Origin of the sequence: Micromonospora sp. CPCC 206060, from assembly GCF_036906895.1 — a bacterium.
Taxonomy (GTDB): Bacteria; Actinomycetota; Actinomycetes; order Mycobacteriales; family Micromonosporaceae; genus Micromonospora.
The window spans coordinates 1-19,884 of record NZ_JBAKHU010000038.1 but is presented as its reverse complement, the minus strand read 5'-3'; the positions used below and the strand labels follow the sequence as shown (position 1 = coordinate 19,884).

Here is a 19,884-nt window from a genome sequence, read left to right as displayed (position 1 = left end):
TCACCGCTCCCGGGCAGGGTCGTCGGCCGCCGGTCGCGGCTGGACCAGCCCGTCGGCCGCCGGTCGCGGCTGGATCACGCCGACGGGTCCGGCGGCATGCAGCGGGTTGGCGACGGTGCCGTGCATGACGTCGAACTCGGCGTCCCGGTCGGCCCGGTCGTGGAAACCGATGCCGAACAGCTGCTCCCGGTTGAGCGCGACCCGGCCGAACTCCGGGGCGAGCAGGTCGAACCAGCCGAACCGCTCGGCCAGCTCGGGGAAACGCCCGTGGTACGCGTCGACCGGCTCCCGGACCAGTCGCCAGAAGTCGGCCTCCGGCACGCCGAGGTGCCGTTCGACGATGTCGGTGAGGAACCGGAAGTGACCGGCGCAGATCGCCGAGAGGATCGAGTGCGCCAGATCCTGCGCGGGCCAGCGGTGCAGCCGGTCCCGGGTGTCGGCCGGCAGGTCGGCGTACTCGGGCAGGTCGAACGGGAGCAGTTCCACGTCGGCGCCGAAGTCCTTGACCGCGATCCGGGTGGGTACCTCGGCCGCGTCGCTGATCAGCACGACGTTCTCCCCGTGCGGGGTGAACGAGGCGCCGTACCGGTAGAGCAGGTGCAGCAGTGGCGGCAGCAGTGCCCGCAGGTACGCCCGCAGCCAGTCCCGCGCGGTCAACCCGGAGCGGGCGACCAGCTCGGCGATGACCGCCCGCCCGTCGGCGCCCTCCAGCAGGAGGGTGGCCATGGTCCGGGCCCGTTCGCCCGGGGCGAGATGCCGGTGCACCGGCTCGCGCCAGATCGCGCCGAGCAGTTCGTGCCAGCGGTACGGCGCGTCGGGCAGTTCGGCGTAGACCGGGTGCGGCACGGTCACCGAGGCGACCTCACCGAGCAGCACCACCCGGCACTCGTCGCGCAGGAACGGGTCGGTGTCACGCAGGCCGCACAGCCAGGTGGTGAGTACCGGGGCGCAGCCGGTCTGGGCCGCCGACAGGCCGCGCCAGACCAGCGTGTTGCGGATCATCAGGGGCAGCTTGACGTTGTGCCGCTCCGGCCGGTCCACGTTGGTCAGGGTGCGGATCGACTGCATCGGCCGGTACCGGTCCGGGCTCTCGCCGAGCACGACCATCGTGCCGTCGGCGAACTGCCCGGCGTAGAGGGGACGGACCACCTCGTCGAACTGGAACGGGTGCACCGGCAGCCAGAAGTAGCTGTCCGGGTCGCCGCCGCGGGCGGTGATCCGGGCGGCGAAACCGGCCCGGGTGGCGGCGTCGAGTTCCCCGGCGAGCAGGGTGGACGCGTCCATCCCGGGTACGGCGGTGAACCGGGCCGCGTGCCCGGCGACCGCGATCCACACCGGCCGGACGTCACCGGCGGCCTCCGGGGTGTACCGGTCGGCGTCGGCGGCGGAGAAGCCGAGCCGTCCCTTGTTGAGCAGCAGGCAGGGGTGCCCGGTCTGGTGGGCCTCCAGTTCCTCGTGGCCCAGGTCCGCCAGCGTGGCGGCGGGCAGTGCGGTGGCCCGCAGCCGGGCGTCGGCGACCTGGGTGGCGATCAGGTCCCGGACCAGTTCGGCCAGGGCGGGGGTGGGTAGGCCGAGCACCTCCCGGGCGTCCAGGACGAAGCGGGTCGGGTCGGTCGCCGGTGCGGTCCGTCCGTCGGCGCGGCGCCGGATCGAGGCCGGGTCCACCCGCCAGGCGCCGAAGCCGCCGCGCCGGGCGTGGAAGGTGTACTCGACCTGGTGCGGCAGCCGGATCCGCCAGCGGCCGGGCAGATCCCCGCCGGGTTCCGGGACGAGCATCTCCTCATAGCACAGTTCGGCGATGGCCCTGGCCAGCAGGGCCCGGCCGGCGGCGGTGTATGTCGCGGACTCCGCCGATCCGGCTGCGGCGGGCCGGGTGCCGGCGTCCGCCGGGCGGGCGGCGGTGAGCGGGTCAGTGGCGGACGACATGGCTCTGCTCCAGGGCGGGGGTGGCGGGGGCCGTCGGGACGGGCTCGGCGTCGGCGGGCACCCCGAAGGTGGTGTACGCCGTCCGCGCGGGCAGCCGGTAGGCGGTGCGGCCGGTGACGGCGTTGAGGATGGTGGCGCTGCGCCAGGCACCGAGCCCGAGGTCCGGGGTGCCGACACCGTGGGTGTGCAGCTCGGCGTTCTGCACGTAGAGCCCGCCGGTGACGGTCGGGTCGACGGCCACCCGGTAGTCGCCGTCGACGCGGTAGCGTCCGTCGGCGTCGACGTCGATCAGGTGGGCGAGCGGGTCGAGCAGGTCGGGTCGACGCGCGGCGTACCCGGTGGCGAGCACCACCCGGTCGGTGCGGACCCGGAAGCTGCGTTCCTGGCGGGTCTGGTGGCAGTCCAGCAGGTAGCTGGCGCCGACCCGGTGGGCGGCCCGGATGTCCACGTTCGCGGCCATGGTCAGCTCGGGCTGCCCACCGCCGACCGAGCGCTCGTAGAGCAGGTCGTGGATCTCGGCGATGGTCTCGGCGCTGATCGCCTTGTACAGCTGCCACTGCTGGCCGACCAACCGGTCGCGGGTCGCCGCGGGCAGGTCCCGGAAGTACCGGGTGTGGTCCGGGGTGAAGTGTTCCAGCCCGAGTTTGGAGTACTCCATCGGGGCGAAGGCGGGTGACCGGGTCAGCCAGCGCAGCCGCCAGCCGTGGTCGGGGGCGCGGCGGAGCAGGTCGAGGACGACCTCCGCGCCGGACTGGCCGGAGCCGATCACGGTGATGTCCCGGGCCCCGGCCAGGTCGGGCAGCCGGTGCAGGTAGTCCCCGGCGTGGAAGATCTCCGCGCCGAGCAGGGGCGCCAGCGCGTCCGGGACCACCGGCTCGGTGCCGACGCCGAGCACCACGTTGCGGGCGGTGACCCGGCTGGTGGTACCGGTGGCCTGGTCGGTGACGTCGACCCGGAACCGGGCCGACCCGGCGTCCCAGCCCACCCCGTCGACCAGGGAGGCGAACCGGCAGCTCGGCAGGGACCGGGCCACCCAGCGGCAGTAGTGGTCGTACTCGCGGCGCGGCACGTGGAACCGTTCGGCGAAGTAGAACGGGAAGAGCCGGTCGTGCTCCCGCAGGTACGACAGGAACGACCAGCGGCTGGTCGGGTCGACCAGGCAGACCAGGTCGGCGAGGAAGGGCACCTGCAACCGGGCGGAGTCCAGCAGCAGCCCCGGATGCCAGTGGAACTGTGGACGGGCGTCGAGGAAGAGCGTCCGCAGGTCGGCCAGGGGCTCGGCCAGGGCGGCCAGGCCCAGGTTGAACGGGCCGATACCGACCCCGACGAGGTCGTAGTCGGCGGTCGTGGAGGTCATCGGTGCGGCTCCCGGTGGGATACGTCGTCGCCGGCCGAGGCCACCAGGTCCAGCAGGGCGGCCAGGTCGGTCTCGGTGGCATGCGGGTTGAGCAGGGTGAGTTTCAGCCACACCGCGTCGGCGACGCGGGTGCGACCGACCACGGCGGCTCCGGTGTGCAGCAGTCGCCGGCGCAGGACGGCGTTGACCCGGTCCCGGTCGGCCGGGGTGACGCCGGCCGGGCCCCGGTGGCGGAAGACCACCGTGGAGAGCACCGGCGGGGCCGCCAGTTCCAGCCGGGGATCGACGTCGATCCGGGTCGCCGCGTACCGGGCCAGATCGTGGCAGCGGTCGACGAGGGCGCCGAGCCCGCGTCGGCCCAGCGTCCGGAAGGTCACCGCGAGTTTGAACGCGTCCACCCGGCGGGTGGTCCGCAGCGATCGGCCGAGCAGGCTGGGATAGCCGGCCGTCTCGTCGTCGGCCGGGTTGAGGTAGTCGACCCGGCGGGCCAACGGCGCCAGCCGGGCCGGGTCGGCGGTGAGGAAGACCCCGGCCGGTACCGGCTGCCAGCCGAACTTGTGCAGGTCCAGGGTGACCGAGTCGGCCCGTTCGATGCCGGTGAGCAGCCCGGCCAGCCGGGTGGAAAGCAGTGCGCCGCCGCCGTAGGCGGCGTCGACGTGGCAGTGCACCCGGTGCGCGGCGCAGACGTCGACGATCTGCGGCAACGGGTCGACACTGCCGAGGTCGGTGCTGCCGGCGGTGGCCACCACCGCCGCCGGTAACAGGCCGGCGCGGGTGGTGGCGGCGAGCCGGTCGGCCAGGGCGGCCGGGTCCATCCGGTACCCCTGGTCGACCGGTACCGGCACCACGGCCTGCTCGCCGAGGCCGAGCAGGGCGGCGTTACGGCGTACCGAGAAGTGCGCGACCTCGGCGCAGAAGAAGCGCAGCCGGTCGGCGAGAGCGCCCAGCCCGACGGCGGCGGCCGACCGGCCGGTGACCCGCTGCACCACGGCGTCCCGGGCCAGCAGCATTCCCATCAGGTTGGACTCGGTACCGCCGCTGGTCAGTACCCCCGCGCCCGGGCCGCCGTCGAGCCCCACCAGTCGGCCGAGCGCGTCGATGACCAGGGGTTCCAGGGCGGTGGCCGACGGTCCCTGGTCCCAGGAGTCCAGCGACGGGTTGACCGCGGTGGCGACCAGGTCGGCGGCGACCGCGACGGCCAGCGGTGGGCAGTGCAGGTGCCCGGCGCAGTGCGGGTCGGCCGGGTCCGCCGTGCCGGCCACCAGCGCGGTGGCCAGGCCGGCCAGCACGGCGGCCGGGTCATCGCCCTGCTCGGGCAGGAGGTCGGGTCCGAAGGCGAGGCGGACGGCGGCGGTCGTGGCGGCCGGCCCCCCGGCGGGCACCGGGCCACCCCGTCGGGTGGCGCCGGTCCGCAGCGCGTGCCGGGCGGTGTCCAGCAGCGGTCCGAGCGCGTCCGGACCGGTCAGGCCACCGGCCAGCGCGGCGGGCCCACCGGGCGGCGGCGCTGTCGGGGCGGCCCGGGTCGGTACGGTCACGCCCCCGCCCCCGGCTGGGCCGGGGCCGACCCGGGACCGGTGTGGGTGGTCGGTTCCCGCCCGGCCTCCGCACGGGTGGTCGGTTCCCGCCCGGCGTCCGCACGGGTGGCCGGCCCCGGGTAGGTCCGCCGGGCGTCGTCGACCGCGTCGGCGAGCCGGGCCAGCACGTCGTCGGCCTGTTCGTCGGTGATGATCAGTGGGGGCAGCAGCCGGACCACCGCGTCCCGCCGGCCGCCCCGCTCGACGATCAGGCCCCGGCGCAGGCAGCCGGCCTGGATCCGACGGGCCAGTTCCGGCGCCGGTGGCCGGGCGCCGCGCGGGTCGGCCGGGCCGTCCGGCTCGACGATCTCCACGCCGAGCATCAGGCCCCGGCCCCGGACGTCACCGACGCAGTCGTACCGGTCGCGCAGTCCCCGCAGCACGTCGAGCATCCGGGCGCCGAGCCGGGCGGCGTGCCCGGCCAGGCCGGTGGCCTGGACGTGGCGCAGGGTGGCCGCCCCGGCGGCCATGGCCAACTGGTTGCCCCGGAAGGTGCCGGTGTGTGCGCCGGGTCGCCACACGTCGAGGTCGGCGCGGTAGGCGATCACCGCCAGCGGCAGCCCGCCGCCGATCGCCTTGGAGCAGACCAGCACGTCGGGTACGACCCCGGCCTGCTCGACGGCCCAGAAGGTGCCGGTACGCCCGACGCCGGTCTGCACCTCGTCGACGATCAGCGGTACGCCCTGCTCGGCAGTGATCCGGCGCAGGTCACGCAGGTACTCGTCGGGGGCGGGCAGCACGCCGCCCTCGCCCTGCACCGGCTCGACGATCATCGCGGCCGGGGGGCGTACCCCGGAGTGCGAGTCGGTGAGCAGGTTCTCGGCGTAGCGGGCGGCGATCTGGGCGGCGGTCCGGCCGCCGATGCCGAACGGGCAGCGGTAGTCGTACGGGAAGGGCAGCCGGGTCACCTCCAACGCGGGTGGTGGCAGCGGGGCCTTCACCTCGACGTTGGCGCTGACCGCCAGCGCACCGGCGGTCATCCCGTGGTACGCCCCGGTGAAGGCCAGGATCCCGGCGCGGCCGGTGGCGGTCTGGGTGAGTTTCAGCGCCGCCTCGACCGCGTCCGTACCGGCCGGCCCGCAGAAGTGCACCCGCCAGTCGTCCGGTCCACCGGGCAGGGTGGACAGCAGCGTGTCGGTGAACTCGTCCTTGTCGAAGGTCCCCAGGTCGAGGGTGTGCAGCGGGACCCCGGAGGCGAGTACCCGACCGATGGCCTCGGTGACGACCGGGTGGTTGTGGCCGAGGGCGAGGGTGCCCGCACCGGCGAGGCAGTCCAGGTAGACCCGGCCGTCGGCGCCCTCGACGCGCAGTCCGTCGGCGCGTATGGGCACGATCGGCAGGGTCCGGGCGTAGGTCCGGGCGGCGGACTCACGTTGCCGCTGGCGGCGCAGCACCTCGTGGGCCGCCCGGGGGTCGGGCGGGGACTGCGGTCGGTACGCGACGACCATGACACCTCCATAGGTAAGCCTTACCTAAGTACCACAGAGTCATGGCGGTGCATACCTTTGCCGCAGATACGTAACAAGAATGAACGGGATGTGGCCGAAAATCGTCCACGAACGACAGTCGATCATGGACTTGCGGTGGGGCTTCTGGGCGGTTCAGTGGCTTTTGTGGGGCACCACTACTCCATGATCGACAATGTGAGCGGCGGGTCGGGGCGGGCGGCGGGTCGGGGCGGGCCGACGCTCAGGGCGATACCGCACACGTCGGCACCTCCCCCATCTCCAGATCGAAGGCGCGCCGCAGCCCGGGCAGGGCGGTCGGGGCGACGCAGACGTGCCAGGCCTGCCCCTCGTCGATCACGTTGATCTCGCCCGCGTCCTGCCGGCCGAGCAGCAGGGTGGCCAGCGCCTCGTGCGCACCGAACCGCCGGTACCAGTCCATCTCGATGTCCACCGCGTACCCCACACAGTGCGCGCTCGGCAGCACCGCCGCGTACCCGAGCCGCCGCAACCGGTACTGGTGCTCCATGCTCCGGGCCAGGCTGGTGACCCAGAGCGGGGGCGTACCCGGGGGTGCGGCCAGGGCGAACTCGTAGGCGATCCGGCTGAGCAGCGCGATCACCTCGGGACGGGTCCGGGCGAACCGCAGCCCGGCGGTCCGGGGGGTACGGTCCGGCGCCAACCGCCGCTGCGCCGCCCGCAGTCCCCGGCCGAAGAGGGTGGTCGCCTGCCGTCGGTACCGGAACCGGAGCAGCCCCTGGCGGCACAGCCGGTCCAGGTCGACCAGACCCGGCCCGTCGAGCACCTGGGCGTCGGTCAGGTACGTCGGCTCGTCCCCCCACCACATGATCTCGATCCGGGAGAGCAGGTAGATCCGGATCAGCGCGGTCAGGTCCCGGGCGGAACTGCGGTCGTTCGGCCGGTAGCGCGCGATCTCCAGCAGCAGGGTCTCCCGGGCACCGACCACGCCCTGCCCGGTGGCGGCCAGCACCGCCGCGATGGCCGGGTCGGCCAACCGCTCGGCCAGCACCTCCTCGGCGCCGCCGTGGGTCAGGTCGGGGATCTCGGTCAGCAGCCCGGCCACCGCTGCGCGGTAGGCGTCGAGATCGGGCCCGGGGACGGCCGGGCGCCGGCCGGGCGCCAGGTCGGGGCCGGCGGCGGGCGGGACGTGCGCCCGCCACGGACCACTACCGGTTCCTCGCATCGTCGCGTCCTCTCTCCCGGTCCGGGCGGTACAGGAGGCACCTGTCCGGAACGTAACGAGTCGCGCCCGATGCCCGGACGAGAAGTGCTCCCGTTCACCTTTTCGGGGCGGTGGGCACGCCAACGGCCGGTGGGCCGGGGCATCGGCCGCCCCGGCCCACCGGCCGCGCCCAACGTCAGAAGTCGTCGGCGGTACGGATCCGGTCGCGCACCCAGCTACCGGCCGGCTTCAGTCGGCTGGTGCCGCCGAACTGCCCGCTGCCGCAGGTCCCGGTGGTGAAGACCGCGCCGGAGCGGAAGTCGTCGGAGAAGTTCCAGTTCACCCAACTGATCTTCCTGGCGGCCATCAGGTCGAGGTACCGCTGCGCCATGGTGAAGTCGTTCGCACCGTCACCGGAGTAGTCCTGGGTGCCGAACTCGGTGACGAAGAGCGGCAGCAGGTCGGCGGCCCGGGCGAAGGTGTTGTAGTACGCGTCCCGGTGCGAGGCCGCGTAGAAGTGGAAGACGTACATCAGGTTGCCGCCGGTCACCGGGTTGGCCGCGATCGTGTCGACCCCGCCCCCGCTGCCGGAGACACCGAGCGAGGACCAGTCGGGGGTGCCGACGAGCACCACCGCCTCCGGGTCCCGGGCGCGGATGACCGGGATGACCTGCTCGGCGTAGCCCTTGATGGTGCCCCAGCTCACCCCGTTGGGCTCGTTGGCGATCTCGTAGAGCACGTTGGTCTTGTCCCGGTGCCGGTCGGCGATCTCGGCGAAGAAGGTCTTCGCCCGGGTCAGGTTGTAGGTGGGGTCGCCGGGGCTGAGCATGTGCCAGTCGACGATCGCGTACATGCCCCGGGCGGTGGCCAGCTCGATGTAGTTGTGCACCAGGTCGGTGAACCGGCGCGGGTCGGTCTCGTACCCGCCCTCCTGGATGTACATCGAGATCCGCAGGACGTCCGCGTGCCACTCCTGCGCGAGCACGTCGAGCGATCCGGGGGTCGCGCAGTTGGCGTACCACTGGAGGCCGTGGGTGCTCATGCCGCGCAACTGGATCGGTTTGCCGTTACGGTTGCACAGCTGCCGGCCGCAGACCCGCAGTTGCCCGTTGGCCGCCACCGGGGTGCTCGCGGGGGGCGCCGTGGTGGGCGGCGTGGTGGTGGGTGGCGTGGTGCCGCCGCCGCAGGGCTGACCGTTGAGCAGGCAGCCGGTCGGCGCACCGGAGCCGTTGCCGATGAATCCGAAGGTCACCGAGGCGCCCGGCGCGATCGTGCCGTTCCAGGACTGGTTGGTGAAGGTGTGGTGCTGCCCCGCACTGGTCAGCAGGGCGTCCCAGTGGGAACCCACGGTCGTACCCGACGGCAGGTCGAACTCCAGCCGCCACGAGCCGACCGTGGCCGAACCGCCGTTGGTGATGGTGTACTTCCCCTCCCAGCCGGACCCCCAGTCGGCGACCTTGCTGAACGTCGCGGTCGGTGTCGTCGCCGCGTGCGCGACGACGGTCACCCCCCAGGACGCCACGGCTGTGGCCGCGATGAGGCCGGCGGCGAGGACGGATCTGCCGATGCGCGTCACGGGACTCCTCCAGACGGATCTCCGCCAGCCGGACGGCGACGGTAGCCGGTCAACACCTGTCGAACACTCTCGAAAATATAAAGAAACTTAAATGTATTCGCAACGCATCCGACGGCCGGTCGATCCGCGCACGCGGGCCGGCCACGGCCGGACGGGGGCAACACCGAACAGGTTTCGGAGCTCGCCACAGGCGGTCTTTGCAACGTTGGATACAACGTTGTAGAAACGGGGGCACCGACGCGGTCCGATGCCGCGCCGGCTCCTCCCCCGACCCCCTGAGGCAGGTCTGATGGGACACCTCCGTCGCGGCGGCACGATCGCCGCCGTACTCGGGCTGCTCCTGGCCACGCTCACTCCGGTACCGACGGTCGCCGGCCGAGAGCCCCGGCCGACACTGCGCAACCCGATCTCCACCGAGTTCGCCGACACCTTCGCCGACCCCGTGATCGTCCGGGGCCGGGACGGGTTCTGGTACGCCTACGGCACCACCGACCCGCTGCACGAGGGCGAGCGGGTCTTCCACCGCATCCCCACCGCCCGCTCGGCCGACCTGGTCCACTGGACCTACGTCGGCGACGCGTTCACCGCCGACCAGCAGCCGCCGTACGCCGCGCCCGGCGCGGCCTTCTGGGCTCCGGACGTGCGCTTCCTCGACGGCCGGTACGTCATGTACTTCACCGTCACCGACACCACCGTCTCCACGGAGGGCGGCGACTTCGCCATCGGCGTGGCCACCGCCCCCACCCCCACCGGACCGTGGACGGTGGCCCCGGACCCGGTGGTGGCCCCCCGCCCCGGCGGGGGCGGCGGCTGGCTCTGGACCATCGACCCGGCCCAGTTCACCGACGTCGACGGTCGGAAGTACCTCTACTACGGCAGCTACTACGGCGGGATCTCGGTGACCGAACTGAGCCCGGACGGGCTGCGCGCGGTGGGGCAGCCGACCCTGGTGGCGATCGACAACAAGTTCGAGGGCAGCCACGTCGTCCGGCACGACGGGTACTACTACCTCTTCGCCTCCACGGCGAACTGCTGCGCCGGACCGGCCACCGGCTACTCGGTCCACGTCGGACGGGCGACCAGCCCCCGGGGGCCGTTCACCGACGCCGACGGGCTACCGCTGGTCGCCTCCCGCGCCGGTGGCACCCCGGTACTGACCCAGAACGGCAACCGCTGGATCGGTACCGGCCACAACGGGTTCCTCACCGACCTGGCCGGTCAGGACTGGCTGGTCTACCACGCCATCGACCGGGCCGACCCGTACCTGGACGAGCCGTTCGGGATCAACGAACGGCCGATGCTGCTGGACCGGCTCGACTGGATCGACGGTTGGCCGACGGTCCGGGCCGGCGCCGGCCCCTCCGACGGCCCCACCGCCGCGCCGGTGACCACCGGCACCGTCGACGACCGCTTCGACCGGCCGACCCTGGCCGGTTGGCGGGTCACCGGCGGTAGCTGGCAGGTCACCGGGACCGAGGCAGCCGGGCGGCTCACCGGTACCGGCACGCTGGTCAGCCGGCGGGCACTCGGCGGCGACCTGCGCGCCGAGACCGACCTGCGGCTGACCACCGCCGACCCGGCTGGCCCGACCCCCGGTGGGGTGGCCGGGCTGACCCTCGGTGGGGTGGCGGTGCTGGTCGACCCGGGCGCCGGACGACTCACGGTGCACGCCGGCGGCGCGACGCTCGGCAGCGCGCCGCTGCCGGCCGGGTTCACCGGCCGGGACTGGCACAACCTGGCGGTCGAGGTACGCGGCCGGCAGCTCGTCGCCGAACTGAGTCCGGCCCGGCTCGGCGACCAGGTCGCCACCGTGTCGGCACGCCTGGACCGGCCGGTCGCCGGACCGGTCGGGGTACAGGCCGACGGCCCGGCCGAGTTCGACAACGTCAGTGCCGCACGGCTGCACCAGCCGGTCCGCCGGGCGGTACCCCCGCCACGGGTCGGCGGGCTGCTGCCGGCGTACTCCGACGAGTTCGACGGCAACACGGTCGGCGCCGGCTGGCAGTGGGTCCGCCCGGACGGCCAGGTCACCGTGGCCGGTGGCGCGCTGCGCTGGCCGGTGCAGTCAGCCGACCTGGTCGGGTCGGGCAACACCGCCGGCGTGCTGCTGCGCGACACGCCGGACGGCGACTACGTGGTGGAGACGAGGCTGACCCTGGACCTGGGCGAGGAGACGGTCCGTAACTACCAGCAGGCCGGTCTGGTGGCGTACGTCGACGACGACCGGTTCGCCCGGCTGAGCCAGGTGGCCATCTGGAACACCCGGCAGGTCGAGTACGGCTACGAGCTGCCGTTCGGCGACGGGCTGGCGTACGGCGGGAACATCGGCGGCGCCCCGGCCACCACGACCTGGCTCCGGCTGGCCCACCGGGTCGACCCGGTCAACGGCGAACACGAGTTCCGGGCCGGGTCCAGCCGGGACGGTACGCACTGGACCTGGTCCGGGGTGTGGACCTTCCCGGCCGGTACCACCCCGCGCATCGGGCTGGTCGCGCACGGCGGCACCGAACCGGCGGTGACCGCCGAGTTCGACTACCTCCGCATGTACCGATAGAAGGAAGGGCCCCTTGTTAACGCTTTCCGTTGTACAGGGGGCCCTTCTTAACACCTGTCAGCTCACCGGGCCGGCACGCGGTGCGTCACGCGGTGCCGGGTGCCCACACCGCCGCACCGGCGGCGGTGGTCAGCAGCCGTTCCAGCGGCGGCGGTCAGCAGCCGTTCCAGCGGAACCCGGCCGTCGACGGAGGCGGACCGGCCGGTGATCCGGGCGTTGCCCTCCCCCAACGACAGCCGGTAGTCCACCCGCCGGGACTGCCGTGGATCTGTTGATCGGTCACGATGTCGTCGTGCCCCTCGGCGCCAGAACCGGGAGCACTAAGGTAGGGCTTCCCGGCACTCGCACGCCGGCATGCACCGGCCAGGTGAGCGGTCGGCGGAACGCGTCGATCGCGGGATGGAAAGCTTGCGGGTATGAGTTCCGAAAGCGTACGGCCCGATCCGCCGACCAGCACCCCGGTAAACACCGACGACGACACCACCAGCTTCGCCGATCTGGGGTTACGGGCCGAGCTGCTGGACGCGCTGGGCGCCCTCGGCTACGAGGAGCCGACCCCGATCCAGCGGGAGGCGATCCCGCCGCTGATCGCCGGGGGCGACCTGCTGGGCCAGGCTGCCACCGGGACCGGCAAGACCGCGGCATTCGCGCTGCCCATGCTGCACCAACTGCCGGCGGAGCGACCCACCGGTGATCCGGTGGCGCTGGTCCTGGTGCCGACCCGGGAACTGGCGGTGCAGGTCTCCGAGGCGTTCCACCGGTACGGACGGCAGCTCGGCGTCCGGGTGCTGCCGATCTACGGCGGCCAGCCGATCGGCCGGCAGCTACGCGCCCTGGACAGTGGGGTGGACGTGGTGGTGGCCACCCCGGGCCGGGCCCTGGACCACATCTCCCGGGGCACGCTGCGCCTCGGCGGACTGGCGACGGTGGTGCTGGACGAGGCCGACGAGATGCTCGACATGGGCTTCGCCGAGGACATCGAGGCGATCCTGACCCACGCGCCCGAGCAGCGGCAGACGGTGCTCTTCTCGGCGACGATGCCGGCCCGGATCGACGGGATGGCCCGGCAGCACCTGCGCGAACCGGTCCGCATCGAGATCGGTCGCCCGGCACCGGTCTCCGGTGAGGCGCCGCTGGTGCGGCAGAGCGCGTACGTGGTGGCGCGGGCGTACAAGCCGGCTGCCCTCGGCCGGGTGCTGGACGTGGAGTCGCCGACCGCGGCGATCGTGTTCTGCCGTAGCCGGGAGGAGGTGGACCGGCTGACCGAGACGATGAACGGCCGGGGCTACCGGGCCGAGGCGCTGCACGGCGGGATGAGCCAGGAGCAGCGGGACCGGGTGATGGGCCGGTTGCGCGCCGGCACGGCGGACCTGCTGGTGGCCACCGACGTGGCCGCCCGTGGGCTGGACATCGAGCAGCTCACCCACGTGGTCAACTACGACGTGCCGTCGGCGCCGGAGTCGTACGTGCACCGGATCGGCCGGGTCGGTCGGGCCGGCCGGCAGGGGGTGGCAATCACCCTGGCCGAGCCCCGGGAACACCGGATGCTCAAGACCATCGAGCGGGTCACCGGGCAGCGGATCTCGATCGAACGGATACCGACCGTGGCCGACCTGCGGACCCGGCGGCTGGAGTCGACCCGGGCCGCGTTGCACGAGAGCCTGCTGGAGGACGATCTCGAGCCGTTCCGGGTGATCGTGGAGACCCTCACCGACGAGTTCGACGTGATGGAGGTGGCCCTCGCCGCGGTGAAGCTGGCACACGAGTCGGCCGGGGTCACCGTGGACGAGGAGGAGATCCCGCAGGTTGCGCTCCGCGCCGAGCGGGAGGCCCGGCCCCGGCGGGAGACCGGTGGCCGGGACGACCGGCGCGGCGGCGGCCGGCCCCGGCCGGGTGGCATGACCTGCCTGTTCATCGGGTTGGGCCGGCGGGCCGGGGTGCGTCCGCAGGATCTGGTGGGCGCGATCACCGGGGAGACCCAGGTGCGCGGCCGGGACATCGGCTCGATCGAGATCGCCGACCGGTTCTCGCTGGTCGAGGTCCCCCACGCCGCCGCGAACGACGTGATCGAAGGGCTGCGCGGCAGCACCATCAAGGGCCGCAAGGTCACCGTCCGCCGGGATCGCGACCGGGAGCACTGAGCCGTCGGCGGGGGGCGGCCCGGGCACCGGGTCGCCCCCGCCATCGACTGTCAGAAGGCGTACGGGCCGAAGCGGCCCCAGGCGACCAGCGCCGCCAGGAGCAGCAGGACGACGTTGGCGCCGATCGCCGGGTACTCCCGGACGCGGGCGTGCACCACGATCGCGCCGATCATCACGACGACCAGCCCGACGGCGGCGAGCGGGGTGAGCACCGGAGCGATCCCGGTGAGTGCGGGCAGGATCAGCCCGATCGCGGCGAGCACCTCGACCGCGCCCAGCGCCTTGACCGCCCCCGCCGGGACCGCGTCGACCCAGGCCATCTTGGTACGGAGTTGCTCCTTCGACTGGCTGAGCTTGACCAGGCCGGCAGCAGCGAAGACCAGGGCCAGCAGGATCTGCACGATCCACAGCAGGGTGTTCATGATGTCGTCTCCAAGGAGGGATGGGCACACGGAGATACTTGAAGGTTCAAGGACACCCTAGGTGCAGGTACTTGAAGCGTCAAGTAAACGGTATGCTGACGGCATGGAACCGACCCGGTGGCTGGACCAGGACGAGCAGCAGCTCTGGCGACGACTGGTCGCGGTCCTGACCCTGCTGCCGGCCGAGTTCGACGCGCAGTTGCAGCGTGACGCCGATCTGACCCAGTTCGGGTACGGGGTACTGGCCATGCTCTCCGAGACGCCCGGCCGGTCCCGGCGGATGAGCGAGCTGGCCGCCCTGGTCAACGGATCACAGTCGCGGCTGTCCCACCTGATCGGGCGGCTGGAACGGCAGGGCTGGGTCCGGCGGGAACGCGCCGAGGGCGACGGCCGGGGATGGCGCGCGGTGCTGACCGACGCCGGGTACGACAAGGTGGTGGCTGCCGCCCCCGGTCACGTGGCCCAGGTCCGGTCGCTGGTCTTCGACGCGCTGACCCCGACCCAGCAGTCCCAGCTCGACGAGATCTGCACCGCACTGCTGGCCCGCCTCGACCCACCCTGTCCAGGGTCAGCCTGCTGACCGGCCCACTGACGGCCGGACCCGACTGGCCGGCTGACGGTCAGGCCCCACTGACGGCCGGACCCGACTGACGGCCGGACCCGACTGACGGCCGGACCCGACTGACGGCCGGACCTGGCTGGCGGCCGGCACGGCGCGCGACCGGACTTCCGGCCCGACACCGGCTCAGACCGGATACGGACCGAACCGGGCCCAGGCGACCAGGGCCGCCAGGACCAGCACCAGCAGGCTTAGTGCGATCGCCACCCGGTCACCCGTCCCGGCGAAGACCGGTACCGAGCCGATCATGATGAGCACGACGACGAGGGCCGCCACCGGGGTGAGTACCGAGGCGGTCCCGGTGGCGGCCGGCACGACCAGACCGATGGCGGTGAGCAGCTCGACGGCACCGAGGGCCCGCACGGCGAACCCCGGTACAGCCCGCGCCCAGGGCATACCGTCGCGCAGCTTCGCCACCGACTGGGTGAGCTTGACCAGGCCGGCGCTGGTGAAGGCCACGGCGATCCCGATCTGCACGATCCACAGCAGGACGTTCACCCCGCGTTCCCTCCCCGGCACCGGCGTCAGCTGATCGTCAGCAGCAGGCTACGGCTGGCCACCTGAGCCGTCCACGGATCCGTCATCGGAGCAACACAACCTCGCCGATCATGGACTTGTGGTGCCCCGCAAATGCCACGAGTAGCACCAAAAGGGCCACCACAAGTCCATGATCAACGGTCGGCAGCGGGTGGGTCGGGCAGCCGCCGGGACGGGTGGGTCAGGCGGCGGCGAGGGCCGGTCCGGACCCGCCGGGGGCGCCGAGGGTGTCGGCGTCGGCGGGGCGTAGCGCCAGGGCGAGGACGTCGGCGACGTCGGCGAGGGTGTGCACGGTCAGTTCCGCGCGTACCTCGGCCGGCAGGTCGTCCAGGTCCGGCTCGTTGCGCGCCGGGATGATCACCTCGGTCAGTCCGGCCCGGTGCGCGGCGAGCAGCTTCTGCTTGACCCCACCGATCGGGAGTACCCGACCGGCCAGGGTCACCTCGCCGGTCATCCCGAACTCGGGGCGTACCGGCCGGCCGGAGGCGAGCGAGGCCAGCGCGGTGACCATGGTGATGCCCGCACTCGGGCCGTCCTTGGGCACCGCGCCCGCCGGGACGTGCAGGTGGATCCGCCGCCCGGCCAGCGCGTTCGGGTCCAGCCCCAGGGCACGCCCGTTGGCCCGCAGGTACGACAGGGCGATCTGCGCCGACTCCCGCATCACCTCACCGAGCTGGCCGGTCAGGGTCAGCCCCGGCTCACCGTCCATGCTGGTCGCCTCGACGAAGAGCACATCCCCACCGGCCCCGGTGACGGCGAGCCCGGTGGCGACGCCGGGCACCGCGGTCCGTTCCGCCGACTCCGGGGTGAACCTCGGCCGCCCCAGGTACGCCGACAGGTCGTCGGCGTCGACGCGTACCGGATCGGGGTTGCCGGCCAGGGTGACCGCGACCTTGCGCAGCACCCGGGCGATGGCCCGTTCCAGCTGCCGCACGCCGGCCTCCCGGGTGTACTCGCCGGCCATCCGGGCGAGCGCCGCCTCGGTGACGGTGACCTCGTCGACGGTCAGGCCGGCCCGCTCCCGCTGGCGCGGCAGCAGGTGGTCGCGGGCGATGGCGACCTTCTCCTGTTCGGTGTAGCCGTCCAGGGTGACCAGTTCCATCCGGTCCAGCAGCGGACCCGGGATGGTCTCCACCACGTTGGCGGTGGCCAGGAAGAGCACGTCGGACAGGTCGAGGTCGACCTCCAGGTAGTGGTCGCGGAAGGTGTGGTTCTGCGCCGGGTCGAGCACCTCCAGCAGGGCGGCGGCCGGGTCACCGGCGTAGCCGGCGGAGAGCTTGTCCACCTCGTCGAGGAGCACCACCGGGTTCATCGAGCCGGCCTCGCGCAGGGCGCGGACGATCCGGCCGGGCAGCGCCCCGACGTAGGTGCGCCGGTGACCCCGGATCTCCGCCTCGTCCCGGACCCCGCCGAGGGAGACCCGGACGAACTTCCGGCCGAGCGCACGGGCGACCGACTCGCCGAGGCTGGTCTTACCGACCCCGGGCGGTCCGGCCAGCGCGAGCACCGCGCCGGAGCCCTGGCCGCCGACCACCCCGAGGTTGCGGGCCGCCCGCCGGTTACGCACCGCGAGGTACTCGAGGATGCGGTCCTTCACGTCGGCCAGGCCGGCGTGGTCGGCGTCGAGCACCGCGCGGGCCGCGTCGAGGTCGGTGTTGTCCTCGGTACGCGTGGTCCACGGCATCTCCAGCACGGTGTCCAGCCAGGTACGGATCCAGCCCGCCTCCGGTGAGGCGTCGCTGGCCCGTTCCAGCCGTCCGACCTCGCGCAGGGCCGCCTCGCGGACCTTCTCCGGCAGATCGGCGGACTCCACCCGGGCCCGGTAGTCGGCGGAGCCGTCCGGCTCGTCCTCGCCGAGTTCCTTGCGGATCGCGGCGAGTTGCTGGCGGAGCAGGAACTCCCGTTGGGACTTCTCCAGTCCCTCCCGGACATCGGTGTTGATCCGCTCGGTGACCTCCTGCTCGGCGAGGTGCTCGCGGACCCAGCCGACGAGCAGTTCCAGGCGGGCGGTGACATCGGGCGCGGCGAGCAGTTCGGTCTTCTGGGCCAGGGTGAGCCAGGGCGCGTAGCCGGCCGAGTCGGCGAGTTCGCCCAGGTCGGTCATCCGCTCCATGGCGTCGATGACCTGCCAGGCACCCCGCTGCTGGAGCACCGAGGTGACCAGGGCGCGGTACTCGCGGGCCAGTTCGCGGGCCCGTCCCGCCGGGGCGGGTTCGTCGACCGGGTGCGCCTCGACCCAGAGCGCGGCGCCGGGGCCGGGTACGCCAGAGCCGATCCGGGCCCGGGTCAGACCCCGGACCACGGCGGCCGGCTCGCCGCTGGGCAGCCGGCCGACCTTCTCGATAGTGGCGGTCACGCCGACGGAGCCATATTCACCGTCGACCCGGGGTACGGCGATGACCTGGTTGTCACCGCTGGCGCGGGCGGCGTCGACGGCCGCCTGGGTGGTGGGGTCGAGGGTCACCGGGACGACCATGCCGGGCAGCAGCACGGCGTCGGTCAGGGGCAGAACCGGAAGAGTTGCCATCGCACACCTGCCATCAGTCGAACTTGAGCGTGTACGACTCAAGTTCGCGGCCGGCGACCTTGTTCCTGAGTGTGAGCCGGGTCACGGGCAAGGGTGGGGCGGGGGTCGACGGCGCTTCCGGAACGCGAATGACCCGCCATTCTGCCAGGAATTACCGGCCACCTTCCGGGAATTGTTGCGAATTCCGGCCGCGATAGGCGAAACTAACAACCACAGCTACGTTACACAGGGAGTAACCACATATGGCAAGGAAAGTAATCACCGTCCTCACCGACGACCTGGACGGCGGAAAAGCCGATCGGACCGTCGAGTTCGGCATCGACGGGGTCAACTACACCATTGATTTGTCCGACCAGAATGCCGGCCTGCTGCGGAAGGCCCTCGACCCGTACATCAACGCGGGCAGCCGCATCGGCCGGGGCGGCATCAGCCCCTCCCGACCAGCCCGCACAGCCAGCCGACCGGGCACCACACCGATTGACCGCGACCAGAACCGGGCGATCCGGGAATGGGCCGCCGAGAACGGGTTCGAGATCTCGGCCCGGGGCCGCATCCCGGCCAACGTGGTCGCCGCCTACAAGAGCCGCTGAGCCACCCGGGCGGACGTTGCCCGTCCACCACGTCCGCCCGCCTGCCTGCCGGCCCGGCCGTCATTTCGCGCGCCGGGCCCGTAGGACACGTGCGCTTTCCCCGGTTAACGCTGCGGCTCGACGCGGAACCCGTTGTCGAAACCCGGCAGATCTGCGGCGAAACGTTGCCACCCGGCCGATCCACCCCGGCCGGACGCCCCGCCGGTCAGCCGGAACGGGCAGCGCCCGCCGGTCAGCCGAAGCTGAGGTGGTCGAAGGCGAACCCGCCGACCAGCTCGGCCCGTCGCCGACCCAGTTCCGTGAAGCGCCGGGCGACCTCGGCCCGGTCGTCCGGCACCGGATCGGCGGACCGTAGCCGCTCCCCGATCGCCACTGCGGCCAGATCCTCGGCGAGCCGCTCCGGGGGCACCCCGCAGGAGAACCGGTGCGGCCAGAGCAGCACCCGCTCGAAGAGGCAGCGCCCCTCCCCCACCTCCACCCAGCCCCATCCCTCGGCCGGGCCGTCCACCCAGTGCACGTACAGGCCGCGCAGGATCGGATCGGTGAGCCGGCGGGAGACGTACGCGTCGACCGCCGCCGCCCGGGCCAGCGCGCCGAGATCGTTGACGAACCCGTCCCGCCCGTCGGGCAGTCGCCCGATGATGTCCCGGTAGCCGACCGCCGGTTCGGCGAGCGGGTCGGTCGGGTCGACGGCGTCCCGCACGGCTGTCGCGTAGCTGCGTGCGTCGAGCAGGTACTCGACGATTCGTCGTCCCACACCGGCCGGGCGCAGGATCGGTGAGACGATCCGCAGCACCTCCAAGCCGACCGCGTCGCAGACCGCCGTCCGCATCCGGTCGGCCCGCTCGGCACCGCCGGAGCGGCCGGTGCCGGTGGTGTCCGGGTCCGACAGCTCGACGGCGAAGACCGGCCGACCGGTACGCCGATCACAGGCGACGAAGTCGTACCGGGTCCGGATAGCGGTGTTCCACTGGCTTCCGGTCACCTCCGGGGGCCGGGCGTGCACCAACGCGCCGAGCGACTGATCGGGCAGCACCACCCAGTCGCCGCGTTCGAAACCCCGGCCGGGGGTGCCACCGTCACCCGCCGGACCGGACATCACCAGCGGGCGCAGAAAGCCGCCCCCGCCGTTACCGGTTGCCGTCATCCTTACCTGTTCCGTCGTCCGTACGCCCCGCGCCGTCACCGTCGGGCGTCTGCGGCCATGCTAGGAGTCCGCACCGGCCGACCCGGTCGCCGGGTACGCGTACCGGGCGGCGTGGCGGCCGGCTGGTGGTACTCGCACTGTTCCCGCGCACGCGAAAGGGCCGGCCCGTGATGGGCCGGCCCTTTCGGTACCGTTTTCTGCTGTCGTTCTACGCGCGCCGTTGGTCAGGCGGAGTAGCCGCGGGTGGCGGTCCAGGCGGTGAGGTCCTCGGCGGTGATCCAGTAGG

General features: G+C 72.9%; 15 protein-coding genes. 4 read left to right on the top strand and 11 right to left on the bottom strand.

Going from position 1 to position 19,884, the window contains the following annotated elements:
* From V6U90_RS21720 to V6U90_RS21695, 6 genes are all read right to left on the bottom strand, one after another.
* The gene (locus V6U90_RS21720; protein WP_334439632.1) at positions 1 to 1,926 is read right to left on the bottom strand and encodes an IucA/IucC family protein; all 1,926 of its coding nucleotides are present in this window, start codon (positions 1,924 to 1,926) and stop codon (positions 1 to 3) included.
* Positions 1,910 to 3,283: a lysine N(6)-hydroxylase/L-ornithine N(5)-oxygenase family protein gene (locus V6U90_RS21715; RefSeq protein WP_334439629.1), complete on the bottom strand. Its 1,374-nt coding sequence runs from the start codon at positions 3,281 to 3,283 to the stop codon at positions 1,910 to 1,912. The genes V6U90_RS21720 and V6U90_RS21715 overlap by 17 nt, the downstream gene beginning before the upstream one ends.
* Positions 3,280 to 4,818, bottom strand: coding sequence for a pyridoxal phosphate-dependent decarboxylase family protein (locus V6U90_RS21710; RefSeq protein WP_334439626.1), 1,539 nt, complete (start codon positions 4,816 to 4,818; stop codon positions 3,280 to 3,282). The genes V6U90_RS21715 and V6U90_RS21710 overlap by 4 nt, the downstream gene beginning before the upstream one ends.
* On the bottom strand, positions 4,815 to 6,305 hold the full coding sequence (locus V6U90_RS21705) for a diaminobutyrate--2-oxoglutarate transaminase family protein (RefSeq protein WP_334439623.1): 1,491 nt from the start codon (positions 6,303 to 6,305) through the stop codon (positions 4,815 to 4,817). The genes V6U90_RS21710 and V6U90_RS21705 overlap by 4 nt, the downstream gene beginning before the upstream one ends.
* Before the next feature lie 241 nt (positions 6,306 to 6,546).
* The gene (locus V6U90_RS21700) at positions 6,547 to 7,506 is read right to left on the bottom strand and encodes a DUF5715 family protein (protein ID WP_334439620.1); all 960 of its coding nucleotides are present in this window, start codon (positions 7,504 to 7,506) and stop codon (positions 6,547 to 6,549) included.
* Positions 7,507 to 7,681: 175 nt separating this feature from the next.
* Positions 7,682 to 9,022 (bottom strand): cellulase family glycosylhydrolase, encoded by a 1,341-nt coding sequence (locus V6U90_RS21695; protein ID WP_334439726.1) that lies wholly within the window; start codon positions 9,020 to 9,022, stop codon positions 7,682 to 7,684.
* A 328-nt stretch (positions 9,023 to 9,350) separates the two neighbouring features.
* Here V6U90_RS21695 and V6U90_RS21690 point away from each other — a divergent pair, with 328 nt between their 5' ends.
* Positions 9,351 to 11,615: a family 43 glycosylhydrolase gene (locus tag V6U90_RS21690; RefSeq protein ID WP_334439617.1), complete on the top strand. Its 2,265-nt coding sequence runs from the start codon at positions 9,351 to 9,353 to the stop codon at positions 11,613 to 11,615.
* Between the two features lie 62 nt (positions 11,616 to 11,677).
* On the opposite strand, the gene V6U90_RS21685 is transcribed toward V6U90_RS21690, so the two are convergent.
* Positions 11,678 to 11,863 carry a hypothetical protein gene (locus tag V6U90_RS21685; RefSeq protein ID WP_334439614.1) on the bottom strand — a complete coding sequence of 62 codons (186 nt, stop codon included), beginning with the start codon at positions 11,861 to 11,863 and terminating at the stop codon, positions 11,678 to 11,680.
* 168 nt (positions 11,864 to 12,031) lie between these two features.
* Between V6U90_RS21685 and V6U90_RS21680 the strand changes: the two genes are divergently transcribed.
* Complete coding sequence (locus V6U90_RS21680) at positions 12,032 to 13,756, top strand: DEAD/DEAH box helicase (protein WP_334439612.1); 1,725 nt, start codon at positions 12,032 to 12,034, stop codon at positions 13,754 to 13,756.
* A 50-nt stretch (positions 13,757 to 13,806) separates the two neighbouring features.
* On the opposite strand, the gene V6U90_RS21675 is transcribed toward V6U90_RS21680, so the two are convergent.
* Positions 13,807 to 14,178, bottom strand: a complete 372-nt coding sequence (locus V6U90_RS21675) for a DoxX family protein (RefSeq protein WP_334439609.1) — start codon at positions 14,176 to 14,178, stop codon at positions 13,807 to 13,809.
* Between the two features lie 103 nt (positions 14,179 to 14,281).
* Between V6U90_RS21675 and V6U90_RS21670 the strand changes: the two genes are divergently transcribed.
* Entirely contained in the window at positions 14,282 to 14,758 is a 477-nt protein-coding gene (locus tag V6U90_RS21670; protein ID WP_334439606.1) for a MarR family winged helix-turn-helix transcriptional regulator, read from the top strand.
* Positions 14,759 to 14,923: 165 nt separating this feature from the next.
* Here the strand turns inward: V6U90_RS21670 and V6U90_RS21665 are convergent, their stop codons facing one another.
* Positions 14,924 to 15,295: a DoxX family protein gene (locus V6U90_RS21665; RefSeq protein WP_334439604.1), complete on the bottom strand. Its 372-nt coding sequence runs from the start codon at positions 15,293 to 15,295 to the stop codon at positions 14,924 to 14,926.
* 220 nt (positions 15,296 to 15,515) lie between these two features.
* Positions 15,516 to 17,861 carry an endopeptidase La gene (gene lon, locus V6U90_RS21660; RefSeq protein ID WP_334439602.1) on the bottom strand — a complete coding sequence of 782 codons (2,346 nt, stop codon included), beginning with the start codon at positions 17,859 to 17,861 and terminating at the stop codon, positions 15,516 to 15,518.
* A 242-nt stretch (positions 17,862 to 18,103) separates the two neighbouring features.
* Between lon and V6U90_RS21655 the strand changes: the two genes are divergently transcribed.
* On the top strand, positions 18,104 to 18,451 hold the full coding sequence (locus V6U90_RS21655) for a histone-like nucleoid-structuring protein Lsr2 (protein ID WP_334439600.1): 348 nt from the start codon (positions 18,104 to 18,106) through the stop codon (positions 18,449 to 18,451).
* Between the two features lie 232 nt (positions 18,452 to 18,683).
* On the opposite strand, the gene V6U90_RS21650 is transcribed toward V6U90_RS21655, so the two are convergent.
* Positions 18,684 to 19,598 (bottom strand): DUF2726 domain-containing protein, encoded by a 915-nt coding sequence (locus tag V6U90_RS21650; RefSeq protein WP_334439598.1) that lies wholly within the window; start codon positions 19,596 to 19,598, stop codon positions 18,684 to 18,686.
* Between the last annotated feature and the right edge of the window lie 286 nt (positions 19,599 to 19,884).

Coding starts and splice junctions, on each gene's coding strand:
- V6U90_RS21650 (WP_334439598.1), bottom strand. CDS start 19,598: ATGACGGCAACCGGTAACGGCGGGGGCGGCTTTCTGCGCCCGCTGGTG.
- V6U90_RS21700 (WP_334439620.1), bottom strand. CDS start 7,506: ATGCGAGGAACCGGTAGTGGTCCGTGGCGGGCGCACGTCCCGCCCGCC.
- V6U90_RS21670 (WP_334439606.1), top strand. CDS start 14,282: ATGGAACCGACCCGGTGGCTGGACCAGGACGAGCAGCAGCTCTGGCGA.
- V6U90_RS21690 (WP_334439617.1), top strand. CDS start 9,351: ATGGGACACCTCCGTCGCGGCGGCACGATCGCCGCCGTACTCGGGCTG.
- V6U90_RS21675 (WP_334439609.1), bottom strand. CDS start 14,178: ATGAACACCCTGCTGTGGATCGTGCAGATCCTGCTGGCCCTGGTCTTC.
- V6U90_RS21715 (WP_334439629.1), bottom strand. CDS start 3,283: ATGACCTCCACGACCGCCGACTACGACCTCGTCGGGGTCGGTATCGGC.
- V6U90_RS21655 (WP_334439600.1), top strand. CDS start 18,104: ATGGCAAGGAAAGTAATCACCGTCCTCACCGACGACCTGGACGGCGGA.
- V6U90_RS21680 (WP_334439612.1), top strand. CDS start 12,032: ATGAGTTCCGAAAGCGTACGGCCCGATCCGCCGACCAGCACCCCGGTA.
- lon (WP_334439602.1), bottom strand. CDS start 17,861: ATGGCAACTCTTCCGGTTCTGCCCCTGACCGACGCCGTGCTGCTGCCC.
- V6U90_RS21720 (WP_334439632.1), bottom strand. CDS start 1,926: ATGTCGTCCGCCACTGACCCGCTCACCGCCGCCCGCCCGGCGGACGCC.
- V6U90_RS21705 (WP_334439623.1), bottom strand. CDS start 6,305: ATGGTCGTCGCGTACCGACCGCAGTCCCCGCCCGACCCCCGGGCGGCC.